This is a genomic window from Pasteurella multocida, from assembly GCF_900187275.1.
GTDB lineage: Bacteria > Pseudomonadota > Gammaproteobacteria > Enterobacterales > Pasteurellaceae > Pasteurella > Pasteurella multocida.
Genome location: NZ_LT906458.1, coordinates 1095015 through 1119073, shown reverse-complemented (window position 1 = coordinate 1119073; position 24059 = coordinate 1095015). Strand labels below are relative to the sequence as shown.

Below are 24059 nucleotides of genomic sequence, written 5' to 3'. Positions count from 1 at the left end.
TAGGAATGAAAAATTAAGATTTTAATGAGCCTTTTGGTAACACAGCCACAACGTAGTTACGGTTGATGGTGACTTCGGTTGTCTCATTTAATGCGATGATAATGCTGTCACTATCTGGTGATACTTTCGTAATACGACCAATTAAACCACCTGCGATTAAGACTTCCGTGCCTTTTGCTAATTCAGACATTAATTTTTTGTGTTCTTTATTACGTTTCGCTTGCGGACGATAGATCATGAAATAGAAAATCAATCCGAAGATCACGAAAATAAATAACATTGACATTGGACTACCTTGTTGAGCTTCCATTTGTTATTTCCCTTCTTAAAAGTAAAATTAAAACATAAATTTGACGAAAAAATCGCTTGCTAAAAATACCATAAAATCCAAGTAAGTGAAAGGAATTGGGGATATTTTTGGTATCTATGTCAATGTAGTTATGAGGCGGTGATTTAATTAAAGATAATCCTTGCTTTTTTATCTTTTAGACAATGTGGCGTAATCTGGAAAATCAACGTGGGAAGGAACAAAAGAAAGCCAACCAAGTATAAAAATAGGGTAAATTTATCTCATTACCCCATGTTTTAATCCGATTGGATTCAGGCTTAGCCTTCATCTGATTTTATTTCAGACTGCATAGGTGGGACAGGTTTGCCCATTTTGGCATAGAATTCCTGTACAAATGCCTCAAAGCGATCTTCTTCAATAGCTTGGCGAATTTGCGCCATTAAGCGCTGATAATAGCGTAAGTTATGAATTGTGTTTAATCTTGCGCCTAAAATTTCACCGCATTTATCTAAGTGATACAAGTACGCCTTAGTGTAATGTTTACAGGTATAACAGTCACATTCTGGATCTAATGGGCTAGTATCCTCACGGTATTTGGCATTACGGATTTTTACAATACCATCGCTGACAAATAAATGCCCATTACGTGCATTACGGGTTGGCATCACACAATCGAACATATCGATACCACGGCGCACCCCTTCGACTAAATCTTCTGGTTTACCCACACCCATTAAATAACGTGGTTTATCAGCGGGAATTTGTGGACAGACGTATTCTAAAATACGGTGCATATCTTCTTTCGGTTCACCGACGGCTAAACCGCCGACCGCATAACCATCAAAGCCAATGTTGACTAATCCTTCAACCGACACTTTACGTAATTCTTCGTAAACGCCACCTTGAATGATACCAAATAATGCATTTTTATTACCAAGCTCATCAAAACGATCACGGCTACGTTTTGCCCAACGCAACGACATTTCCATGGATTTCTTCGCATAATCAAAGGTGGCAGGGTATGGGGTACATTCGTCGAAAATCATCACGATATCTGACCCTAGATCATATTGAATTTCCATTGATTTTTCTGGTGACAAGAAAATACGTTCCCCATTAATTGGGTTTTGGAATTTTACCCCTTCTTCCGTAATTTTACGCAATTTGCCTAAGCTGAACACTTGGAAACCGCCCGAGTCTGTGAGAATTGGACGATGCCATTGCATAAAGTCATGTAAATCACCGTGCTTACGCATTACCTCTTGTCCGGGACGTAACCATAAATGGAACGTGTTACCTAATAGAATGTCTGCCCCCGTAGCACGGACTTCTTCCGGCGTCATGCCTTTTACCGTACCGTAGGTACCTACCGGCATAAAAGCAGGGGTTTCTACCGTAAAGGTACCTTGTGGACGTTCAAACACAAGACGACCACGTCGTGCGTTGCCATCGGTTTTATCAAGTTCGTATTTCATTTCCTTTCCTTTCAACGAATAAACAGTTCGAAGCATGTGGTGAATAAAAAAGCCTGTATCAAGAAACAGGCTTTTGAGATAAGGTTGTTCAATATTCTTTATCGAACAGAAATGGTACGGCTAACAATCTGTTCAGTTGTGCCGATTGGCTGTTTAAAGCGTACCAAATACGTTTTATTGTATGTGTACAACTGACATAAGTCAAACGACAGTATTAGGCAACCACCATAATTTCTGTCGCAACAATCACGACAATGAGTCCGACTAACATCGGTACTGAAATCCGTTTTACCACTTCAAATGGGGAGATTTTTGCCATGCCCGATACTGCCACAACCACACCAGATACTGGTGAGAGGCTGCGACCAATATTGGAGGCTTGTAACATTGGAATGGTTAAGTAAGCCGGGTTAATTCCCATATGGGCGGCTAATTTGGGAATTAATTCAACAAACGCATAGAAAGGGGCATTGCCTGAACCAGTGGTAATTGCGGCTAGTGCAGTGATAAGTGCTAGCGCGAGCATCATGAGAAAACCACCACTACTGACTGATTGGACGGAATCAATTAAGGCATGGATAAAGCCTATAGTACTCAATCCTTGTGCAAAAATCCCCGCGGCTACAAGCAAAATCACCACGCCAGAGAAAGCATCCGCCATACCTTGATAAGCAACATTTAAGTTTTCATAGACTTTTTTCGCACTAAAGGTTCTTAAAAAATCGATCAGGGCGACCAAGAGTAAACAAATGACAATAATCGTAATGATATGAAGTTCTGGTGCTATTTTACCATCAAAGACCAGTACGCCAACAATGGGGGTGAAGGGTAAAATCGCATAAAAACGCGGTGCTGAAGTTTGGATTTCACTCACTGCTAACATTTCTGCACGATGTCCCTCTTTACGATCGAGGTAACGCTGCCAAAAGAAATGGGCAATCGCGATAGAGATAATTGTCAGAATGGAAATTGGTAAGGTGAGATGAAAAGCAAAATCTAACAATGGCATTTTTGATACTTCTGCCGCAAGTACGACATCACCAGAAGTGGGCGACAGAATAATGGCGGCAGGGGAGGCACAAATAGAGGCGGCGGCACCGCGTGAAATACCCACATTGACCATGATAGGAAACAGTGTTGCCATTAATAAGACCCCTAATCCCGTTGCAGAAGGAACGGCTAATGACATTAAACAGGCAAGAAAATAAGCAACAATCATTAAGAGATAAGGGGATTTGATGTATTTGAGCGGTTGGGAGGCGAGTTTTACTACCATGTCGTTTGCCCCTATATGAGTCATGTAAGCCGCAAAACCACACAACACCATAATCAGCATACCAAGGTTGCCCCCACGATTCATTAAAAGGTATTTGACATATTCAAACACATCGAGGTAGAGACTACCCGTTGATTTGACACTGTTCGGCAGAATGGCTTTGTCTAATAACACACTACAAAGCAATAACAATAAACCGACGGTCATTAACACGCCAGTGGCAGAATAGCCTTTGACAATGTAATAACCAACGAGAATAACGGCAATTAAGCCAATAATTAAATCCATAATTAATCTCCATTTAATAAGATAAGTCGAATATTGCGCTATCCGATTAATTGTTTAATTTTTTGCGCAATGTCAGCGGGGTTAGCAAAAAGATGTGTGTTTGCAAGTTTGCGTAAGGGCGCGAAGTCACCGACACAGACTGAATAATCAGCATGTTGTAATAATTCGATGTCATTCATATCGTTGCCAAAAGCAACGTATTTAGCCTGCCCGATATAAGTGGTGAGGGTATAGTATTTATTGATGTGTTTAGCAGTAATATCCAGATTAAATCGCCCATTTTCTTCGCTATGCTCAATGAGATTGACCTCTAAGTGTGTCAACTGTTGTTTGAGGAAAAGAAATTGTGTCTGAGTCAGGTTAAGTAAAATGGTTTTGATCGGATGTTGTATTGCCGAGAGCGGTCGATTTTGAGCCAATTTCGCAGGATCTATTTTATGTTCGATACTATGCGGTTGGCGAAGACGTTTACTGTAATCCCAGAGGTCATCAGCCAAATAATCTAAATCAAATTCCTCAATCCATTGCTTGATTTGTGTAAAAACAGCACTAGAAATTGGTTGTTGGGCGGTAATTTGTTTATTGACTTGGGTAATCGCACCATTCCCCCCAATCAACATAGCCTGTTGGAGTTTGGGGTTAAGTAAGGGGAGAAGATCGCGAATAGGGCGTGCCGAGGCAAAAATCAGCTGATGATCTTTTTGCATCAGCTGTTCAAGAGCGTGTTGAATGTCGAGTGGAATCTGTTTGCCGTCAAAGCAAATCGTGCCGTCTAAATCAAACACAAAGATCATCAGTCAAGCCCATTAACGTGAGGATTTTTGCTGATAAACATCGCGTCGCCATAACTAAAAAAACGATAGCGATTTTCGACCGCACTTTGGTACGCATGCATAGTATGGCGATAGCCAGCAAAAGCGGAAACCAGCATAATCAGTGTACTTTCTGGTAAGTGGAAGTTCGTAATTAAACAATCCACCACGCGGAAGCTTTTGCTTGGATAAATAAAAATTGACGTATCGGAAAAATAAGGCGTAATTAAGGCATGTTCGCCTTTTTCTTCCGTCGCTAATGCTGCACTCTCGACGGAACGAACTGAAGTGGTGCCCACAGCAATCACACGTTTGCCTGCTTGTTTCGTGGCAATAATCGCGTCACACACTTCTTGTGGTACTTCCACATATTCTGCGTGCATTTTGTGATCTTCAATCTGCTCGACGCGCACCGGTTGAAATGTGCCTGCGCCAACATGTAAAGTCACAAAAGCAAAGTTAACCCCTTTGGCTTTGAGTTGTGCTAATAAAGCATCGTCAAAATGCAAGCCGGCAGTTGGTGCCGCAACCGCGCCAGGGACTTTGTTATAAACGGTTTGATAACGTTCTTTATCCGCTTCTTCGTCAGGGCGATCAATATAAGGGGGCAATGGCATATGCCCAATTTGCTGTAACACGTCTAAAAGTGCGGTCTGTTTTTGCGCGATTTCTAATTCAAATAAGGTATCATGGCGCGCAACCATGATCATTTTGACACCATGATGTTCACCTAACTTATCTTCGCCTAACCACAGTTCTGCCCCTTCTTTCGGTGCTTTTGAGGAGCGCACATGGGCTAAAAAGCGTGTGTCGGATAAAATCCGCTCGACCAACACTTCCACCTTACCGCCACTGGCTTTACGTCCAAACATCCTTGCAGGAATCACGCGCGTGTTATTAAAAATTAATAAGTCGCCTTCATGAATTTGATCAAGGATATCAGCAAAAGTGCGGTGGGTAATCTCACCATTTTCGCCGTTAAGTTGTAATAAGCGACTAGCGGTGCGATCCGGTTTTGGGTAACGAGCAATCAGCTCATCGGGTAAATCAAAATAAAAGTCAGAAACACGCATAAATAGGGTTATAAAAAGTTATCTAAAAAATCGTGGGCGTAAGTCTAGTGTGAATTCCGCTCTTGCACAAGGAAAAATCCAGATTTTGTTGTTTAGTATCGAATTGAGATGATTTTGGACAAAAAAAAAGCCCTTTCAAGAAAGACGAAAGGGCGAAAATATATTTGGAGTCATACTTTTTAGGGTATGTGTCGGATTATACACACAAAAATAACAAATGCAACATTTTTTTAACAATCATATGTAAGCGTATTGTGTGAGAACGAGCGTAAAAATGAACGCATTCTAAAGGATGATTTATTTAGCCTATTAAAAAAACACATGAGATGAGAGTTTGCGAGAGCGGTAATAAAAGTGCGGTGGGTTTTAGAAAAGTTTTGAATAGGATCACAAATTAAACAAAGTTTGTGAAATACCAAGTAGTAGTTTTTAAGTATATGATGAATCATATGCTAAAGTTTAAACCCGTTAAATAACCAAGAGGTGGAAGATGACAGAAGAAAATAAAGGAAAGAGATATTTTTTATGGTTCATATTGTTTATCCTTTCAATCTATTTATTTATTACCATACAAGAAAGACGAGGTTATTGTTTTGACAAACGTGCATATATTCATGAGCTTTATACTGAGCAAGAGTTAATTGATCGGGGGATTGAATATGTGGTATCCACCATGCCGTCAGGTGTTATTAAACCAGATGGCACAATAAAAGAAGTAAAGCGTTACACGAGTGTCGAGGAGTTTAAACAGATGAACCCAGCTTGTTGTACATTAACCACCTTTATTGATGAAGGAGGCGATGGCTATCCAGATGATGATGGATATGGTTATGTCAGAATTGAATATTTAAGACATTATGTTGAGAATCTAAAACCTTATCATAGAGTGATTTATCTTGAATATACGCCCTGTGGAGAGTTAAGGGAAGAGGCGGCTTTTTCAAAAAATTAAGAGTGAGGTGAAGAAATGGCATTACCAACAGCAACAATAATGAGGAATTTATCTTTATCTAAAAATCAATTCACTCTGAAAGGGATGGAATGCGTAGATTCCCTATTTCAAGCATGCAGTAATATGGATCATGGGTACTGAGGTGGAAGATGGCAGAAGAAAATAAAGGAAAGAGATATTTTTTATGGTTCATATTGTTTATCCTTTCAATCTATTTATTTATTACCATACAAGAAAGACGAGGTTATTGTTTTGACAAATGGGAATATATCCATAACCTTTATACCGAGCAAGAGTTGATCGATAGAGGGGTTGAATATGTGGTATCCACCATGCCGTCAGGTGTTTTTGAACCAGATGGCACAACAACCGAAATAAAACGTTATGCTAGTGTTGAGGAGTTTAAACAGATGAACCCTGATTGTTGTAAATTAACAAGATTTATTAATGAAGGAATAGATGGCTATCCAGATGATGATGGATATGGTTATATAAGAATTGAATATTTAAGACATTATGTTGGGAATTTTAAACCTGATCATAGAGTGCTTTATCTCGAATATACGCCTTGTGGAGAATTAAGGGAAGAGGTTTCTTTTTAAAAAATAAATAATAGTGAGGTGAAGAAATGGCATTACCAACAGCAACAGAAATCACAAATGCATATTTATATAAAAATAAATTAACTCCTAAAGCGGAGGAAAGAGTAGATTCAATACAAATTCTTGAAAAAGGAGATGAACATTTCGAAGTAAATTTTAATTGATCAAAGTACTCTATTGATTGAAGGAAAAACAGTGGAATTAATGGCAGGTATGGCAGTTTCTGCGGAAATTAAAACAGGTAAACGCAGTGTATTAGATTACTTATTTAGCCCATTAAAAACCACAAAATAATATTAAGGAGAATAATATGTCGTATAATAAATATACTGTTGCTTTGATTACGTTCTCAACAGGGATCTGTATTCCGGCAATATGCTACGCTCTAAATTCGCTGGGATACAGATCCTGTTTGAGACTATGTAGAAAAGACTAAACTTTGTGTGGTTGACGTGTGTTAGTATTCACCAAATTACGCATTAGTAGCGCGTAGTCTAATTGGACATCTTCTGGCACGTCTAAAAATACAAAATGTCCATCGCCTAAACCGGCTTCCACATTTTCATTTTTACGGTTGAGCATCCGTTCAATCTTGAACACAATGTTCCCTTTCGGGGTCATCATTTCCACTTCATCACCGAGTAAGAATTTATTTTTGACTGCCACTTCTGCCATGCCTTGCTCATTACGTTTACCCGTGAATTCACCGACAAATTGTTGACGTTCAGAAATAGAGTAGCCGTAATCGTAGTTTTGGTATTCATCGTGAGTATGACGACGTAAGAACCCTTCGGTATAACCACGGTGTGCAAGAGATTCTAAGGTATCCATCAAACTTTCATCAAACGGTTTGCCTGCTACCGCATCATCAATTGCTTTACGGTAAACTTGTGCGGTTCTCGCACAATAATAGAAGGATTTGGTACGCCCTTCGATTTTTAACGAATGTACGCCAAGAGCGGTGAGTTTTTCCACATGTTGTACCGCTCGTAGATCTTTCGAGTTCATGATGTAAGTACCATGCTCATCTTCAAAGGCAGACATTTGTTCTTCAGGGCGTTGACTTTCTGCTAATAAAAATACTTTACTGGTGGTGTCGCCTTCGCCAAGTGTCGGTGCTACATTTTTCACTGGAATTTCTTCACCCACATTCACAATGTTGCCGATCTCATCTTCTTTGGCTTCGGTTACACTGTATTCCCAACGGCACGCATTGGTACAGGTGCCTTGATTTGGATCACGTTTATTAATATAGCCTGATAATAAACAACGTCCAGAATACGCCATGCATAATGCCCCATGCACGAACACTTCAATTTCCATTTCTGGCACTTGCTGACGAATTTCGGCAATTTCATCAAGCGAAAGCTCACGGGATAAGATCACGCGGGTTAAGCCCATTTGTTTCCAGAATTTTACCGAAGCCCAGTTGACCGCATTGGCTTGTACCGAAAGGTGAATCGCCATATCTGGGAAATGTTCACGCACTAACATAATTAAGCCTGGATCGGACATAATTAACGCATCTGGCCCCATGGCAATGACTGGCTCTAAATCGCGAATAAAGGTTTTCAGCTTGGAGTTATGTGGCGCAATATTGACCACGACATAGAATTTTTTGCCTAAGGCGTGGGCTTCATCAATCCCGATTTTTAAATTAGCATGATTAAATTCATTGTTGCGTACACGCAAGCTATAACGTGGTTGTCCGGCATACACCGCATCAGCACCATAAGCAAAGGCATAGCGCATGTTTTTGAGTGAACCGGCTGGAGAGAGCAGTTCTGGAGTGAAAGTTGTCATAAATTATCCGTTAGTCTGATTACAAGTCAGTTACTCACTTAAGGTGAGCAATTCAAAGGGGAATATTGTAGGGGGATTTGTGATTTTGTAAAGGAAAAAGGGGCTGAAGTAAAAAGTGCGGTCGTTTTTTTACATTTTCTCGACCGCACTTTGCGCTGTATTATGGGGCTTTCGCCTCATCTCGTGCATCAGGGGGAGAATCATTCAAGGCTGGAATTTCAGGTTGTTCTCCCTGAGATTGACTTTCGTCAGCTTGCACCTCATGTTGTTGATCTAATTTTGCCATGACCTCTTCAAAAGGCTGAGCATTAATGGTTCTTTTTCCATTTTTTTGCACATAATGAAGTAGATAGTTTTCTTCATTTTCAAGAAAGTAAGGGGCTAATTGATCTTGTGGTTTAACCCATTGCGATAGTGTCTGCCAAACTTCTTGTTTTTGTGGTAAAGAGGCGTGTTTTTCATTATTCACTAGACCTTTCGCTAACGCTAATTGGAGATCAATATTCATGTTTTCCCAATGCATGATAGTTTCTAAGGTGTCGAAAGAAAACGCTTTAGTTTTCTCCGGATTGAAGTCAAATGCTAGTTTGACACTAACCGGATAAGCTTGTGTGCTAGGGAAGGTATCTAAAGCAAAACGGAATTCCGCATCAGTGATACTTGGATTAGTTTCTTTCGCAAAACTTTCCTGCCATGTTTGGTAGGTTTTTTTAGAAAGATACATTGGACACAAGAGTCGGTAAGTTTGGTTATAGCATATGTCAAATGGAGAAGGGTTGACCCGTTTATTTAAATGCAATGGAATCTGGTAGGTAAAGTCATTAATTTGTAAAGCAAGCGGTTTATGGATCAGTTTTTTGATGGTGAGTGCTGAATGGTAACCATAATTTGCCTGTTGATTTTCCTGATGATTGAGATCCAGATGTTCTAATGCTACATCGACATTAAATGTTGGATTCGCGTAATTCAGTGCCTCAACTTGTAAACGAAATTCACGTTGTTCCTTAAAGGGTTGTGCTCTTTGCTTAAGTTTAGCCACGAAGTCGGGCTGATCTTTTTCTGGGAAAGGAACACGGGTTGAGAGATCGTTTAAGAGATCCGTATAAAAATGCAGTAAATTGAGCTGTTCTGTCAAATTCATTTGACTGGTTTTTTGTGATAAGGCGAGCCCTTTCATACTAAACTGGTCTTTAGGTGCACCGTCGAGCGCGATTTGTCCAATGTTAACTTCAAATTGTGTGTTGATATTTTGTTTGTCTTTGTTGTCAGAAGCGAAAGCCAGGTTGATATCATTAGCGTTAAAAAATTGGTTCAGACTGGCATTATTGGGGAAAGATAAAGCTTTGATGTTGATTTTAGTTTCGTTCGCCTCATTACTAAAGAAGAGCTCCGTGAGTAAATACAACGCATCTGGTAAAGCTTTATTTTCTTCGACTAAATTTTCAAAGGTTTTATAGAAACTTACTTGATTAGGTACTTTGCTTTGCTTGTTACTTATGTCTAAGCCTAGTATGTCTAGCGCATCTTTTTCTGTCGTTTTGTTTTTATTCGAAATTTTTATGACTTCACTTTTAAAACGTGTGGCTAAGTCATAAAACGATTCATCAATCGCCTTATTTAAGTTATAGCGCGCTTTCTCTAATTTGATATGTGTGTTTTCGCCATTTAATAAATAAATATCGGCATGTTTAATTTCTAGATCTAATTCGGCTAAATCGTAATGGTGATCACCAACTGGAATCAGCACGGATTGGCTACGTAATCCTTCGATTTTAGTTTTGGCATCGTAGTTAAAGCCAGACAGCTGGCTTTGGATTTCCATGAATTTGCTCTTGGTCGCAAAATTAATATTGATTTGTAAATCTTGTGGCTTATTGGCGAGATCCCTAAATTGGGTGGAAATATCCGATTGTAAATAATCTCCGACCACAGAAAATTTACTATTAATGCTATTTTTATCGATAGTGATATTCAGTTTTTTATTGAGCTCACGAATCAACGGATCGGGGAGTTGGGATTCTGCAATAATCGTAAAAGGAAGTGCGGTCAACTGAGTGGAAATAATATCGTTTTTTTGTTGTTGGGCGTCTTCAAGAGTAAAGAGTAATTCGCGCTGAAAGAAACTGCGACTTTTTTCAGTTACATGTAAAGTAAGCTGATCTTTTAGATGATAGGGGAAACTTTGTAAACTGCGGTCAATTTTATGATTGGTATAAAATTGTGCAGCGCTCGCTAAGATAAGTGTAATACTGGATAAAATCAGTGTGATTTTAGCTTTTCTCTTCATATTCTTCCCATGTGAGTCAGTGAACTTGGCGATCATAACTCGGCAGTATAGCGAATTCATAGGCTAACTACAAATCGCATGGTTATTTTGATTATGAATTGAATTCATTTTTGTAATGAAATTTTTGAAATTGACACATATACCGTTTCTCATTACTTTAGCCATATAGACATCTAAATCAGTTTTGTATATGAGGTAAGTCATGAGTTACGCAAAAGAGATTGATACACTCAATCAACATATTGCAGATTTGAACGGTAAGATAAATGTGTCCTTTGAATTTTTCCCGCCGAAAAATGAAAAAATGGAAAGTATTTTATGGGATTCGATTCATCGTTTAAAAGTGCTGAAACCCAAGTTTGTCTCCGTGACATATGGCGCAAATTCTGGTGAGCGCGATCGCACTCATTCCGTAGTAAAAAATATTAAACAGCAAACGGGGTTAGAAGCCGCACCACATTTAACGGGGATTGATGCCACACCGGAAGAACTCATTGAAATTGCGAAAGATTATTGGAACAGTGGGATTCGTCGTATTGTGGCATTACGTGGTGATGAGCCAAAAGGCTATGCGAAAAAGCCCTTTTACGCCTCAGATCTTGTTGCGCTGTTACGCTCAGTGGCGGATTTTGATATCTCTGTGGCGGCTTATCCAGAAGTCCATCCCGAAGCCAAATCAGCACAAGCGGATTTGATCAATTTAAAGCGTAAAATTGATGCAGGTGCTAACCATGTAATTACCCAATTCTTTTTTGATATTGACAGTTATCTGCGTTTCCGTGATCGCTGTGCTTCGATTGGGATTGACGCAGAAATTGTGCCGGGCATTTTACCCGTGACGAATTTTAAGCAATTGGTCAAAATGGCAGCAATTACCAATGTTAAAATTCCCGCTTGGTTAGCGAAGAATTATGAGGGATTAGATGATGATCCTACCACTCGTAATTTAGTGGCGGCGAGTGTGGCGATGGATATGGTCAGAGTTCTTTCTCGCGAAGGTGTTAATGACTTCCATTTTTATACTTTAAATCGGAGTGAGTTGACTTATGCCATTTGCCATACTTTAGGTATTCGTCCAAGTAGTGAATAGCCAACTGAACTCGTCAATAGTAAAAAAGCAGATACAACACAAAAAAACGGATGATTTCGTATAGTATGCTGTGAAATTTGCGAAAAAGAGAGAATCATCCTGTACTCAAAGCAGAGAGTAGAAAATCATCGCGAAGTTATGTGCCATATTTAGTGATAAATACGCAGTTTTATCCAAAAATATGGCTATTTTTTTAGAATAATTTAACAATTTGGTGATTTATTTTACATTTTATTCACATAAAGGATTGCTATTTTATTTAAAACTTGACATATTCATAGGTGCTTATGCAAACAAAAGGTGCATGTTTTGCACTCAACTAACAACATCCCGGAGTGAAAAATGAAAAAATTAACAAAACTCTCTCTTGCCGTTTTAGCGATGACGTCCACAGCTGCGTTTGCGGCTGCACCGAAAACCTTTGTGTATTGTTCGGAAGCCTCCCCGTCTTATTTAAGCCCTGTGTTAGGCACCGATGGGGCAACTATTGATGCCTCAGGTCAAGCAATGTTTAATGGGCTAACTACGTTTGAACGTGGTACCACGAATGTCATTCCTGCCTTAGCTGAAAAATGGGATGTATCTGAAGATGGGAAAACCTATGTCTTCCATTTACGTAAAGGCGTGAAATTCCATAGCAATAAAGATTTTAAACCAACACGTGATTTTAATGCCGATGATGTGGTGTTCTCTTTCAATCGTCAATTAGACCCAAATCATCCTTATCACAAAGTGTCAGGTGGTAGCTATGAATATTTTATCGGTATGGATATGCAAAATATCATTGATAAGGTTGAAAAAGTCGATGACTATACCGTCAAAATCAGCTTAAAAGTGCCAAATGCGCCATTTTTAGCGAACTTAGCGATGGATTTTGCTTCGATTTATTCAGCACAGTATGCCGATGCCATGGCAAAAGCCAAAACACCAGAAAAATTGGATAGTGCACCAATTGGTACGGGACCATTTGAATTTGTTTCTTACCAAAAAGACTCTGCTGTACGCTATAAAGCCTTTGAAAACTATTGGCAAGGCAAAGCAAAAATTGATCGCTTAGTGTTTTCGATCACGCCAGATGCTTCAGTGCGTTATGCCAAATTACAAAAGGGTGAATGCCATGCAGCGCCTTATCCAAATCCAGCGGATATTGCTAAATTAAAAGCAGATAGCAATATCACTTTGTTAACTAAACCGGGATTAAATGTGGGTTATTTAAACTTTAATGTACAAAAAGCCCCGTTTGATAATGTGAAAGTGCGCCAAGCATTGAACTATGCAGTCAACAAAGACGCGATCATTGAATCAGTGTATCAAGGTGCGGGTCAAGTAGCGAAAAACCCAATTCCACCAACAATGTGGTCATATAATGATGAAGTGAAAGATTACGCCTATGATCCAGAAAAAGCTAAAGCCTTATTAAAAGAAGCCGGGTTTGAAAATGGCTTTGAAACGGATTTATGGGCAATGCCTGTTTCACGTCCCTATAACCCAAATGCCCGTCGTATGGCGGAATTGGTGCAAGCTGACTGGGAAAAAGTCGGTGTGAAAGCAAAAATTGTGAGCTATGAATGGGGAGAATACCTCAAACGTATGCGTGCCGGCGATCACCAAACTGGTATGATGGGGTGGACGGGTGACAATGGTGATCCAGATAACTTCTTGAATACCTTATTAAGTTGTGCGGCTGTTGAGTCAGGGTCTAACTATGCGAATTTCTGTCACAAAGAATTTAACGATTTAGTGACAAAAGCTGCCCAAGTCACTGATCCAGCAGAGCGTACTGCACTTTATCAACAAGCTCAGTTGGTCTTCAAAGAACAAGCACCTTGGATTACGATTGCACACTCCACAACCTATTTCCCAGTGCGTAAAGAAGTTAAAGGCTATGTCATCGATCCATTTGGTTTACATAACTTCTATGCGGTTGAGTTAGAGAAGTAATGTCGCCTTAAGTGCGGTCAAGTTTTTTCGCATTTCTTAAGAATAGGATAGGACGAGCAGAAAGGCTTGTGCTATCCTACTTTAGATCTTATTTGCTATCTTTTTGACCGCTTATGCTTTTCCTTTGTGAAGAGGAATAAGGGATTCAAAGCTATAGATTCACAATTATAAATACAGCGAGTCTTCAATGTTTCAATTTATTCTTAAACGTCTTTTCATGGTTATTCCAACGTTTATTGCAATAACCTTAATTACTTTTGCTTTAGTGCATATGATCCCCGGTGATCCGATTGAAATTCGTATGGGGGAACGCGGTTTAACACCAGAAGTGCATGCCGAAATGATGCAAAAATTAGGCTTGGATCGTCCTTTGCCGGAACAATACTTTAGCTATGTTAAAGGGGTCTTACAGGGGGATTTAGGCACCTCATTTCGTAATAATGAACCTGTTTTAAAAGAGTTTTTTACTCTTTTCCCTGCAACCGTTGAGTTAGCTTTTTTTGCGTTATTGTGGTCTTTAATTTTAGGGATATTTTTAGGTGTTATTGCGGCAGTCAAAAAAGAGTCTTGGATTTCACACACGGTGACATCTTTGTCGCTGACGGGGTATTCGATGCCGATTTTCTGGTGGGGATTGATTTTAATTCTTTATTTTTCCACTCCGCTCGGTTTACCCGCTTCAGGACGCTTACCCGCTGAATATTGGATTGAAGCGGATACCGGTTTTATGCTGATTGATACTTGGAATTCTGATGAACCAGGGGCCTTCTTAGCTGCGATTAAATCACTCATTTTGCCCTCTATTGTGCTTGGCACGATTCCTCTCGCGGTGATTACACGTATGACGCGTTCCTCGATGTTAGAAGTGTTAGGCGAAGATTATATTCGGACGGCAAAAGCGAAAGGGCTAAATACCACGCGTATCGTGGTGGTACACGCATTACGTAATGCGTTGATTCCCGTAGTGACCGTGGTTGGCTTGATTATTGGACAACTGTTATCCGGAGCGGTATTAACGGAGAATATTTTCTCATGGCCAGGGATCGGTAAGTGGATTATTGATGCGATTAACTCGCGTGATTATCCTGTTTTACAAGGTTCGGTGCTGATTATTGCCACCTTAATTATTATTGTCAATTTAACAGTTGATGTATTTTATGGCATCGTCAATCCACGTATTCGCCATACTTAATTTGATTTGATTGGAGTGAAAAATGTCAAGTACGACTACGGTTAGTTCACCCGCCCCAAAAACCCCGTTACAAGAATTCTGGTTTTATTTTAAACAAAATCATGGTGCGGTCATTGGACTTACTTTTATTGCAATTGTTTTCTTGGTTTGTGTTTTCGCTGGGGTGATTGCCCCTTTTGATCCGATTGCACAAGATCGGAGTGCCTTATTGTTACCTCCAGCTTGGCTTGATGGTGGCGATAGTCGCTATTTATTAGGTACAGATGATATCGGTAGGGATATTTTATCGCGTATTATTTATGGCGCGCGTCTGTCGGTCTTTATTGGCTTAACCATTGTGTTATTGTCCTGCTTTTTCGGTGTTATTTTAGGCTTACTCGCCGGCTATTATGGTGGAACAGTCGATATTATCATCATGCGATTTGTGGATATTATGTTGGCAATTCCAAGCTTATTATTAACCATTGGGGTTGTCACCATTTTAGGTCCCTCATTAACCAATGCCGCGATTGCGATTGCTGTGGTGTCGATTCCAAGTTATGTGCGTTTAACCCGTGCGTCGGTGTTAAGTGAGAAAAATCGTGATTATGTAATTGCTTCTCGCGTGGCGGGTGCCGGTGTTTTTCGTTTGATGTTTATTGTCATTTTACCGAACTGTTTAGCCCCTTTAATTGTACAAATGACCATGGGGATTTCTAACGCGATTCTTGAACTGGCGGCGTTAGGTTTCTTGGGGATTGGTGCGCAGCCACCTACACCAGAATTGGGTACGATGTTAGCGGAATCACGAGGCTTTATGCAAACGGCGCACTGGTTAGTGACCATTCCCGGTTTAGCCATTCTTTCTCTTGTCTTGGCGTTTAACTTGATGGGTGATGGTTTACGTGATGCACTTGATCCAAAATTAAAACAATAAGGTGGGCAGCATGGCGTTATTAAATGTAGAAAATCTTTCGGTGCATTTTGGTGATGAAAATGCCCCTTTTAAAGCGGTGGATCGCCTCAGTTACACGGTCAATGAAGGTGAAGTATTAGGTATTGTTGGCGAATCAGGTTCAGGAAAATCGGTGAGCTCACTCGCGATTATGGGCCTAATTGATTATCCAGGGCGTGTACAAGCGGAACAATTGCTGTTTAATCAAAGTGATTTACTTGCCTTGACTGAAAAACAAAAGCAGAAAATTGTGGGAGCCGATGTGTCCATGATTTTCCAAGATGCGATGACCAGTTTAAACCCAAGTTATACGGTGGGTTATCAAATTATGGAAGCACTCAAAGTTCATCAAGGTGGGGCTAAAGCATGGCGTAAAGAACGTGCTATCGAATTATTAACCTTAGTGGGCATTCCTGATCCGCGTTCGCGTTTAGATGTGTATCCGCATCAATTATCGGGGGGTATGAGTCAACGTGTGATGATTGCGATGGCGATTGCCTGTAATCCGAAATTATTAATTGCAGATGAACCGACAACTGCGTTAGACGTGACGATTCAAGCACAGATTATTGATTTATTGCTGGAATTACAGCGTAAAGAAAATATGGCGTTAATCCTGATCACCCATGATCTTGCCTTAGTCGCGGAAGCAGCCCACCGCATTATTGTGATGTATGCAGGGCAAGTGGTTGAAGAAGGACGAGCGGAGGAAATTTTTAAATGTCCACGCCATCCATATACTCAAGCGCTATTACGTGCGTTACCAGAATTTGCAGAAGGAAAATCACGTTTACAATCTTTACCGGGGGTTGTGCCGGGGAAATATGATCGCCCAACAGGCTGTTTATTAAATCCACGTTGCCCATACGCCACAGATCGTTGTCGTGAGCAAGAACCAGAAACCCGTTTGGTGAATGGACATCGCGTCAAATGTCATACGCCGTTGAATGCGCAAGGTATGCCAAGTTATACAGAATTTGCAGTGTCATAATAAGAAAGAGAACAATATGCAAGAACTTGAGAGACAAGCACCTTTGTTGGATGCAGTGAATTTGAAAAAATACTATCCCGTTAAAAAAGGGATATTGAGTAAGCCGAAGTTAGTGAAAGCGGTAGATGGGGTTTCATTTACCTTAGAGCGCGGTAAAACATTGGCGATCGTGGGGGAGTCAGGTTGTGGTAAATCTACACTTGGTCGCATGCTAACCATGATTGAAGCCCCAACAGAAGGTGAACTTTTCTATAAAGGACAAAACTTTTTGGAAAATGACACGGCCACACAAAAATTGCGTCGTAAGAAAATTCAAATTGTGTTTCAAAATCCTTATGCTTCTTTAAATCCACGCAAAAAAATTGGCACGATTTTAGAAGAGCCGTTGTTGATCAATACGGATTTGAATGCCAAAGAACGTAAGCAGCAAGTGTTGGAAATGATGGAAAAAGTGGGCTTAAAACCAGAGTTTTACGATCGCTATCCACACATGTTCTCAGGGGGACAACGTCAACGTATCGCGATTGCGCGTGGGTTAATGTTGCGTCCTGATATTGTGGTGGCGGATGAACCGGTTTCTGCGCTTGATGTGTCTGTCCGTGCCCAAGTATTAAACTTGATGATGGATCTGCAAGAAGAAATGGGATTATCTTATGTGTTTATTTCCCACGATCTTTCGGTGGTGGAACACATTGCCGATGAAGTGATGGTTATGTATTTAGGGCGTTGTGTTGAACAAGGTGAAACGAAGGCAATTTTTAACCATCCTCGTCATCCTTACACGCAAGCCTTACTTTCAGCTACACCGCGTTTGGAAGCTGAACATCGTCGCGAAAGAATTAAACTGACAGGTGAGTTGCCGAGTCCATTAAGTCCACCTAAAGGCTGTGCTTTCCATGCTCGTTGTCGTTTTGCTATGGAAAAATGTGCCCTCGAGAAACCAGCTTTAAAACAGTATGAGGATGGCAGCAAGATTGCCTGTTTTATGCTAGATTAATGCAAATAAAAAGCGAACTTTGGTTCGCTTTTTCATGTTCGTGAAAAAAGTGTAAATGGGACCGCTCTTTAGCGGTTTAATTATGTTCTTTTTTCATTAATGACAACAAGAATAACAAACTAGCGCAGATGACCACAGAAGGACCTGCTGCGGTATCGTAGTAAGCGGAAAGTAATAAGCCCAAACTAATTGAAAGCATACTTATAAGAATTGCAATGAACACCATACTCTCTGGGGTTTTGGCAAACCGCCTTGCCGTGGCGGAAGGAATAATCAGGAGTGAGGTGATAATTAAGGCACCAACAAATTTCATACTAAGTGCAATCGTCAGTGCGGTTAAGATCATTAAAATAAAACGCATTTTCTGCACATTTACCCCTTCAACTTGTGCAAGTTCTGGACTGACTGTGGTCGAAAGGAGCGGATGCCAGAAATACAATAATGTCACCAGCACAAATACAACACCTATACCAATCACCACTAAATCCTCATAGTTCATGGCTAATAGATCGCCAAAAAGATAAGCCATTAAATCCACGCGGACATTTTGCAATAAGCCAACGGTGACCACACCCAGCGATAAACAACTGTGCGCAATGATGCCAAGTAATGTATCCACCGAAAATTGTGTTTTCCCTTCTAGCCATACCATGAGGATGGCGAGGATTAACGTCAGCAGCACAATCGAAAGGTAAGGGTTGATATCTAGGAAAATTCCCAATGCCACTCCAAGTAATGCGGAATGAGCAAGTGTATCACCAAAGTAAGCCATTTTTCGCCAGACCACAAAAGCACCGAGTGGTGCTGTAATCAGGGAAAGCAACATACCGGTCAGCCAAGCGGGAAAAAGAATTTCAAACATGATTTATCCTATTCTTTATGAGTACATTGTTGAGATTGGAAATCTGACGTACAGCAAATATCGCCATGTATGTCATGTTTATGGTTGTGTTTATGGGTATATAGTGCGACATTTTTGGCAAATTGGTCACCAAAGAAATGAATAAACGTGGGATCATTTGAAACCGTTTCTGGTGTTCCCGCACAGCAAATATGTTGATTAATACAGAGCACTTCATTGGTATCTGCCATCACAATATTGAGATCGTGAGAAACCATGAGAATGGCACAATTTAATTGTTGCTGTGTTTGTTGAATTAACTGATAAAGTTCTGCTTGCCCATTGATATCGACGCCTTGCGTTGGTTCATCTAATACCAATAAATTTGGTTTATTCAAGATAGCGCGGGCTAAGAGTACCCGTTGCATCTCTCCACCAGATAATTTTTGTAGGCTATTTTTATGTAAGTGACTAATTGACAATAATGACAAAGCGTCTTGGATAGCTTGGCGAGAAATCCCTTTTTTGAGTGATAAAAAGCGTTCAACAGTAATCGGCAGACTATGATCTAAGTGAATTTTTTGCGGCACGTAACCAATACGTAAGTTTTTATGGTAAATAACTTGTCCCGAAGTAGGGGGAAGCAATTTGAGTAATACCTTTAATAAGGTTGATTTTCCGCCACCATTAGGACCGACAATCGTAATGATCGAATTGGGATAAAGGGTTAAATTGATATTTTGTAATGCTTTTTTCTGTTCAAAAACAACATTGATGTTTTTTAATTCAACTAAGGGTAATTTTATAGAATGAATGTGCATTATTTGCTAGACTTGACGGCTTAAAGTTGCAGTAAAAATAGCTTATTTTGATTCGTTTAACAAGTTTATCCAATGAAAATAAGTACGATGAATACAATTTGGGCATTCATATGCCTTTTTTAACATTCCGTTGAATTTTTTATTGTTTGCTTGGTCATAATTAAACGAATTGAGAAACAAAGGAATAGAAGCGTGCGGCACGTTAAATTAGCAAGAGATAGACGAAGAAGAAAATTGCAGATTAAGATCGCAATTTTTTTTAGCATTATTTTATTCATCGTTCTCGTTGTATCGTTGGGAAAAAAAGAAGAAGGGCAAGATTCAAGTGCAGATAGCCAAACACAAACAGAAACTCAAATTGAAAAGCAACCTGCCTTATCTACAGCCACGGTAGAATCGCCTTCTTCGGTACAAGCGGATAGCACCCTTTCTCCTCCCTCATCCGCGGAATCAGTAGAAAAGCAAGCGATAACAGAACATCATACTGAGTCTTCCGCTGTCAGTATGGATGAAAAAAACAGTGACACTCAAGTAGATGCATCGTCACAAGAAACGACAGCAAAACCCGCAGAAAATACACTAGATGCAACGTCTTTTTATGATGATTTAGAAGCAAAAGATGATGAGGTTGATGAAATCAAACCCGATATGCTAGATGAATTGGCAGCCTTTCCTGAACCTGTTCGTCATGCGCTGAGTGATTTGTTTGATGTTATGGATCAGGCAATGCGGATTAAAAATCAGTTCAGCCACACGGTGGTAAAAGGGGATTCCTTAAAAGATGTTTTAGAGTTGTCTGGCTTAGATGCCAGTGTAAGCGAGCGCTTAATTAAAGCCTATCCTGAATTTAAAAACTTAAAGCCGGGTCAGCAATTTTATTGGATCTTAGATAACCAAGGCGAACTCGAATACCTTAATTGGTTGGTTTCAGAGAGAGAAGAAAAAATCTACGAAAAAACAGCAGATGGTCAATATCAGCGTGAAATTTTAAAGAAACAAAGTGTTTGGAAAAAAGAGGTGTTAAAAGGCAGAATTGACGGTTTTTTTAATACCGCATTAAGAACATTAGGTTTAGATATCCGCCAAATTAATCAACTTGCGAATGCATTACAATGGCAAATTAATTTAAAACGGCTAAAAAAAGGCGATAAATTTGCGGTATTAGTGACACGTGAATATATTGAAGGGAAGCTGACGGGACAAGGTAATGTGGATGGAATCCATATTATTTCAGCTGGCAAAAGTTATTATGCGATTCAAGCGAGTAATGGGCGTTATTATAATCGCCAAGGCGAAACGCTAGGCAAAGGTTTTGCTCGTTATCCTTTACAACGTCAGGCTCGCGTTTCTTCTCATTTTAATCCCTATCGACGCCACCCTGTGACTGGGCGTATTGCACCACATAAAGGCGTGGATTTTGCTATGCCCGTTGGTACACCGGTCATTGCACCGGCGGATGGTATTGTGGAAAAAGTCGCGTATCAAGCAAATGGCGCAGGACGTTATATTGTGGTACGACATGGGCGTGAATATCAAACCGTTTATATGCACTTAAGCCGTGCTCTAGTCAAAGCAGGGCAAAATGTTAAACGTGGTCAACGTATTGCTCTTTCGGGAAATACAGGGCGTTCGACAGGACCGCATTTACATTATGAATTTCATATTAATGGTCGCGCGGTTAATCCATTGACTGTGAAATTACCGGGAACAAGTAGTGGTATGGGAACTGCTGAGCGTAAACAATTCTTAGTGAAAGCGAAAGAAATTGAGCGGCAGCTCAGACTATAAAAGACGACGCTTATCGAGATAAAAAAGTGCGGTTAAAAATTCAATATTTTTAACCGCACTTTTTTTGTCATTTGACTAGGTGAACATTGCAGAAATTGATTCTTCGTTACTGATACGACGAATAGCTTCAGCCAACATACCTGAAAGGGTTAATACGCGGACTTTGTTTAATGCTTTAATTTCTGGTGAAAGGGGGATCGTGTCTGTTACTACCACCTCATCTAATGCATCACTGGCAAGATTTTTCGCAGCCGAGCCAGAGAATACTGCGTGAGTCGCATAGGCAAAAACACGTTTAGCCCCGCGTTCTTTTAAGGCTTCAGCCGCTTTACATAATGTCCCACCAGTATCAATCATATCATCCACAAGAATACAATCACGACCTGCAACATCCCCGATAATATGCATGACTTGTGCTACATTGGCACGTGGACGACGTTTATCAATAATTGCCATATCGGTATCATTCAGTAATTTTGCGATAGCGCGGGCACGTACGACGCCTCCAATATCTGGTGAAACGACAATCGGATTTTGCATGTCGATTTTCTTTAACATATCATGCACTAATACAGGTGAACCAAAGACGTTATCAACAGGCACATCAAAAAAACCTTGGATTTGTTCCGCGTGTAAATCACAAGTTAACACGCGATCGACACCTACACTAGAAAGGAAGTCTGCCACGACTTTTGCTGTAATCGGTACACGAGCAGAGCGGACACGACGATCTTGGCGTGCATAACCAAAATAAGGAATTACCGCGGTAATACGACCAGCAGATGCTCGACGTAACGCATCAACCATGACAATCAACTCCATTAGGTTATCGTTTGTTGGGGCACAAGTAGATTGAATAATGAACACATCACTACCACGTACGTTTTCGTTGATCTGAACTTGAATTTCTCCATCACTGAAACGACCAACAGTCGCATCACCTAATGAGAGATATAAACGTTCAGAAATTCGTTTTGCTAGTTCTGGTGTTGCATTACCAGTAAAGAGTTTTATATCAGGCATTGTTAATTGAACCTCGAGGTTTAGATTGTAAAGAAATAAAAATGGTTGAGTAAATTCGTTATTATCGAGCTAGCTGATTTTCGCTAGCATATTATGTAAAGGTGATTTATTTAATCCTTGTGCGACAAAACCAAAATAGTTTTTGGGTATTGTTTGAAATGCGAGTTGTGCACTTTCTTCGTCATTAAATTCGGCAAATACACAAGCGCCGGTGCCTGTTAATCTTGATGGCGCATATTGTAACAATCTGTGGAGTATTTCTTCAACCTCTGGATAATGATTTAACACAACTTTTTCACAATCGTTTGTATATTTTTGATTGAGGAGTTGCTCCAGAGATTGCTTAGGGGTATTACGAATTAAATCTGGATCAGAAAAGACGGTCGCGGTTGATATAGACACATTTGGCTTTAAAACCACATACCATTTCTCTTTTGGCTCACAATAAGTAATTTTTTCACCTACTCCTTCAGCAAATGCCGCGTGACCATGGACAAAAATTGGTACGTCTGCACCGAGCATTAATCCTAGTTTAGCAAGTTGTTTTGTGCTGAGTTGCGTATTCCACAGGTAATTTAATGCGACTAATGCTGTTGCCGCATTAGACGAGCCTCCCCCGAGCCCACTTCCCATCGGTAGAATCTTATCAAGTGTCAGATTGGCGCCTAAAGCACAATTGGTTTTTTGTTGCAGTAATTTTGCTGCGCGATAGACTAAATTATCTTCATTTTTTAGTGAGGGGAGTTCTGGCGTTAGGCAGATTTCGTTATCTTCGCGAACCTCAATATCTAACCAATCACCAAAATCAACAAATTGAAAAAGGGTTTGTAGTTCGTGATAACCATCTTGACGTTTCCCATTAATGTAGAGAAATAAGTTAAGTTTAGCCGGACAAGGGAAACGATATGGTTTTTCTTGTTGTGCTAAAAGTGAGTGAGAAAAATGATAATGTTGCATTAATAAGTCCAGTTATCGATACGAATCTTTAAAGTTTGCCCTTCTGTCTTCAACAAAATATCCTTCGGTAAAGGAAGTGGAAGTTGATGATAGCTTAAGTAATCCGCTGTCCATTGTTGATTATCGATAGGATAGCTAAAGTGGGCGAGTAAGTGATTTTCAGCGACTCGATATTCCCGACTCTCATCAGGCTGTCCTTTTAACCAAAGGGCGAATTGGTCAAGCGGTAAATCCATCCCAACAATCTCTTTCAGTAACCGCTTGGCATCCTGTGCTGAGCGGAGAGGTCCTTTATTATCAGACAGGTGCATAACATTATGACGTACTTCAATAGATAGGGTTGTTGGGCTCAGTGTGGAAGACAAGGTTAGACGGTAGTTGGTTGGATTTTGGTATTGCCAGTCAAAACGAGTAGAAAATCGTTCTTTCTGACTGATATAACCTAACTGACCTTGGTTAGTGTAATCGCGAATCTTCTTAAGTTGAGATAAATGTTGTTGCCACGTGGGATCGGTGTGACTGATATATTTCACATCCGTTGGACGTTCTGTATCCAGGGTACAAGCAAATAAAAAGAAACTTGCAATGATAGGCAAAAGAAAATGTTGTTTTTTCATAACCAATAAA

22 protein-coding genes are annotated in these 24059 nt (G+C 40.1%); 10 read left to right on the top strand and 12 right to left on the bottom strand.

Going from position 1 to position 24059, the window contains the following annotated elements; all coding sequences use genetic code 11:
* Positions 1–13: 13 nt before the first annotated feature.
* The 5 genes from yajC to queA all read right to left on the bottom strand — a co-directional run bounded on the left by yajC (position 14) and on the right by queA (position 5213).
* The gene (gene yajC / locus CKV69_RS05120; RefSeq protein ID WP_005721053.1) at positions 14–310 is read right to left on the bottom strand and encodes a preprotein translocase subunit YajC; all 297 of its coding nucleotides are present in this window, start codon (positions 308–310) and stop codon (positions 14–16) included.
* Between the two features lie 296 nt (positions 311–606).
* The gene (tgt, locus tag CKV69_RS05115) at positions 607–1764 is read right to left on the bottom strand and encodes a tRNA guanosine(34) transglycosylase Tgt (RefSeq protein WP_005721055.1); all 1158 of its coding nucleotides are present in this window, start codon (positions 1762–1764) and stop codon (positions 607–609) included.
* A gap of 214 nt (positions 1765–1978) precedes the next feature.
* On the bottom strand, positions 1979–3328 hold the full coding sequence (gene dcuC / locus CKV69_RS05110) for an anaerobic C4-dicarboxylate transporter DcuC (protein WP_014326216.1): 1350 nt from the start codon (positions 3326–3328) through the stop codon (positions 1979–1981).
* 38 nt (positions 3329–3366) lie between these two features.
* Positions 3367–4122: an HAD-IIB family hydrolase gene (locus tag CKV69_RS05105; RefSeq protein WP_005751174.1), complete on the bottom strand. Its 756-nt coding sequence runs from the start codon at positions 4120–4122 to the stop codon at positions 3367–3369.
* Positions 4122–5213 (bottom strand): tRNA preQ1(34) S-adenosylmethionine ribosyltransferase-isomerase QueA, encoded by a 1092-nt coding sequence (gene queA / locus CKV69_RS05100; protein ID WP_014326215.1) that lies wholly within the window; start codon positions 5211–5213, stop codon positions 4122–4124. Before queA ends, CKV69_RS05105 begins: the two co-directional genes overlap by 1 nt.
* Positions 5214–5703: 490 nt before the next feature.
* On the opposite strand from queA, the gene CKV69_RS05095 reads away from it, so the two are divergent.
* The 3 genes from CKV69_RS05095 to CKV69_RS10705 all read left to right on the top strand — a co-directional run bounded on the left by CKV69_RS05095 (position 5704) and on the right by CKV69_RS10705 (position 6931).
* On the top strand, positions 5704–6165 hold the full coding sequence (locus CKV69_RS05095) for a hypothetical protein (RefSeq protein ID WP_014326214.1): 462 nt from the start codon (positions 5704–5706) through the stop codon (positions 6163–6165).
* Between the two features lie 149 nt (positions 6166–6314).
* Positions 6315–6767: a hypothetical protein gene (locus CKV69_RS05090; protein WP_014326213.1), complete on the top strand. Its 453-nt coding sequence runs from the start codon at positions 6315–6317 to the stop codon at positions 6765–6767.
* Positions 6768–6793: 26 nt separating this feature from the next.
* The gene (locus CKV69_RS10705) at positions 6794–6931 is read left to right on the top strand and encodes a hypothetical protein (RefSeq protein WP_014326212.1); all 138 of its coding nucleotides are present in this window, start codon (positions 6794–6796) and stop codon (positions 6929–6931) included.
* Between the two features lie 268 nt (positions 6932–7199).
* Here CKV69_RS10705 and trhP read toward each other — a convergent pair whose 3' ends face one another.
* Positions 7200–8570: a prephenate-dependent tRNA uridine(34) hydroxylase TrhP gene (gene trhP, locus CKV69_RS05085; RefSeq protein WP_014326211.1), complete on the bottom strand. Its 1371-nt coding sequence runs from the start codon at positions 8568–8570 to the stop codon at positions 7200–7202.
* Positions 8571–8730: 160 nt separating this feature from the next.
* Entirely contained in the window at positions 8731–10857 is a 2127-nt protein-coding gene (locus CKV69_RS05080) for a hypothetical protein (RefSeq protein ID WP_014326210.1), read from the bottom strand.
* 202 nt (positions 10858–11059) lie between these two features.
* Between CKV69_RS05080 and metF the strand changes: the two genes are divergently transcribed.
* From metF to CKV69_RS05050, 6 genes are all read left to right on the top strand, one after another.
* Positions 11060–11947 carry a methylenetetrahydrofolate reductase gene (gene metF / locus CKV69_RS05075; protein WP_014326209.1) on the top strand — a complete coding sequence of 296 codons (888 nt, stop codon included), beginning with the start codon at positions 11060–11062 and terminating at the stop codon, positions 11945–11947.
* Positions 11948–12289: 342 nt separating this feature from the next.
* Positions 12290–13888: an ABC transporter substrate-binding protein gene (locus CKV69_RS05070; RefSeq protein ID WP_010906537.1), complete on the top strand. Its 1599-nt coding sequence runs from the start codon at positions 12290–12292 to the stop codon at positions 13886–13888.
* 187 nt (positions 13889–14075) lie between these two features.
* Positions 14076–15080: an ABC transporter permease subunit gene (locus CKV69_RS05065; RefSeq protein ID WP_005721069.1), complete on the top strand. Its 1005-nt coding sequence runs from the start codon at positions 14076–14078 to the stop codon at positions 15078–15080.
* A 22-nt stretch (positions 15081–15102) separates the two neighbouring features.
* Complete coding sequence (locus CKV69_RS05060; RefSeq protein ID WP_005721070.1) at positions 15103–15996, top strand: ABC transporter permease subunit; 894 nt, start codon at positions 15103–15105, stop codon at positions 15994–15996.
* A 10-nt stretch (positions 15997–16006) separates the two neighbouring features.
* Complete coding sequence (dppD, locus tag CKV69_RS05055) at positions 16007–17005, top strand: dipeptide ABC transporter ATP-binding protein (RefSeq protein WP_014326208.1); 999 nt, start codon at positions 16007–16009, stop codon at positions 17003–17005.
* Between the two features lie 16 nt (positions 17006–17021).
* Positions 17022–18002 carry a peptide ABC transporter ATP-binding protein gene (locus tag CKV69_RS05050; protein ID WP_005724065.1) on the top strand — a complete coding sequence of 327 codons (981 nt, stop codon included), beginning with the start codon at positions 17022–17024 and terminating at the stop codon, positions 18000–18002.
* Positions 18003–18078: 76 nt separating this feature from the next.
* On the opposite strand, the gene znuB is transcribed toward CKV69_RS05050, so the two are convergent.
* The gene (znuB, locus tag CKV69_RS05045) at positions 18079–18864 is read right to left on the bottom strand and encodes a zinc ABC transporter permease subunit ZnuB (RefSeq protein WP_005724066.1); all 786 of its coding nucleotides are present in this window, start codon (positions 18862–18864) and stop codon (positions 18079–18081) included.
* An 8-nt stretch (positions 18865–18872) separates the two neighbouring features.
* Positions 18873–19664 (bottom strand): zinc ABC transporter ATP-binding protein ZnuC, encoded by a 792-nt coding sequence (gene znuC, locus CKV69_RS05040; RefSeq protein WP_010906540.1) that lies wholly within the window; start codon positions 19662–19664, stop codon positions 18873–18875.
* Positions 19665–19856: 192 nt separating this feature from the next.
* Between znuC and mepM the strand changes: the two genes are divergently transcribed.
* Positions 19857–21452, top strand: a complete 1596-nt coding sequence (gene mepM, locus CKV69_RS05035; protein ID WP_459560974.1) for a murein DD-endopeptidase MepM — start codon at positions 19857–19859, stop codon at positions 21450–21452.
* Between the two features lie 75 nt (positions 21453–21527).
* Here mepM and CKV69_RS05030 read toward each other — a convergent pair whose 3' ends face one another.
* The 3 genes from CKV69_RS05030 to lolB all read right to left on the bottom strand — a co-directional run bounded on the left by CKV69_RS05030 (position 21528) and on the right by lolB (position 24049).
* Positions 21528–22475: a ribose-phosphate pyrophosphokinase gene (locus tag CKV69_RS05030; protein WP_005724296.1), complete on the bottom strand. Its 948-nt coding sequence runs from the start codon at positions 22473–22475 to the stop codon at positions 21528–21530.
* Positions 22476–22544: 69 nt separating this feature from the next.
* Positions 22545–23432: a 4-(cytidine 5'-diphospho)-2-C-methyl-D-erythritol kinase gene (gene ispE / locus CKV69_RS05025; protein WP_014326206.1), complete on the bottom strand. Its 888-nt coding sequence runs from the start codon at positions 23430–23432 to the stop codon at positions 22545–22547.
* Positions 23432–24049: a lipoprotein insertase outer membrane protein LolB gene (lolB, locus tag CKV69_RS05020; protein ID WP_005753554.1), complete on the bottom strand. Its 618-nt coding sequence runs from the start codon at positions 24047–24049 to the stop codon at positions 23432–23434. The genes ispE and lolB overlap by 1 nt, the downstream gene beginning before the upstream one ends.
* Positions 24050–24059: the final 10 nt, after the last annotated feature.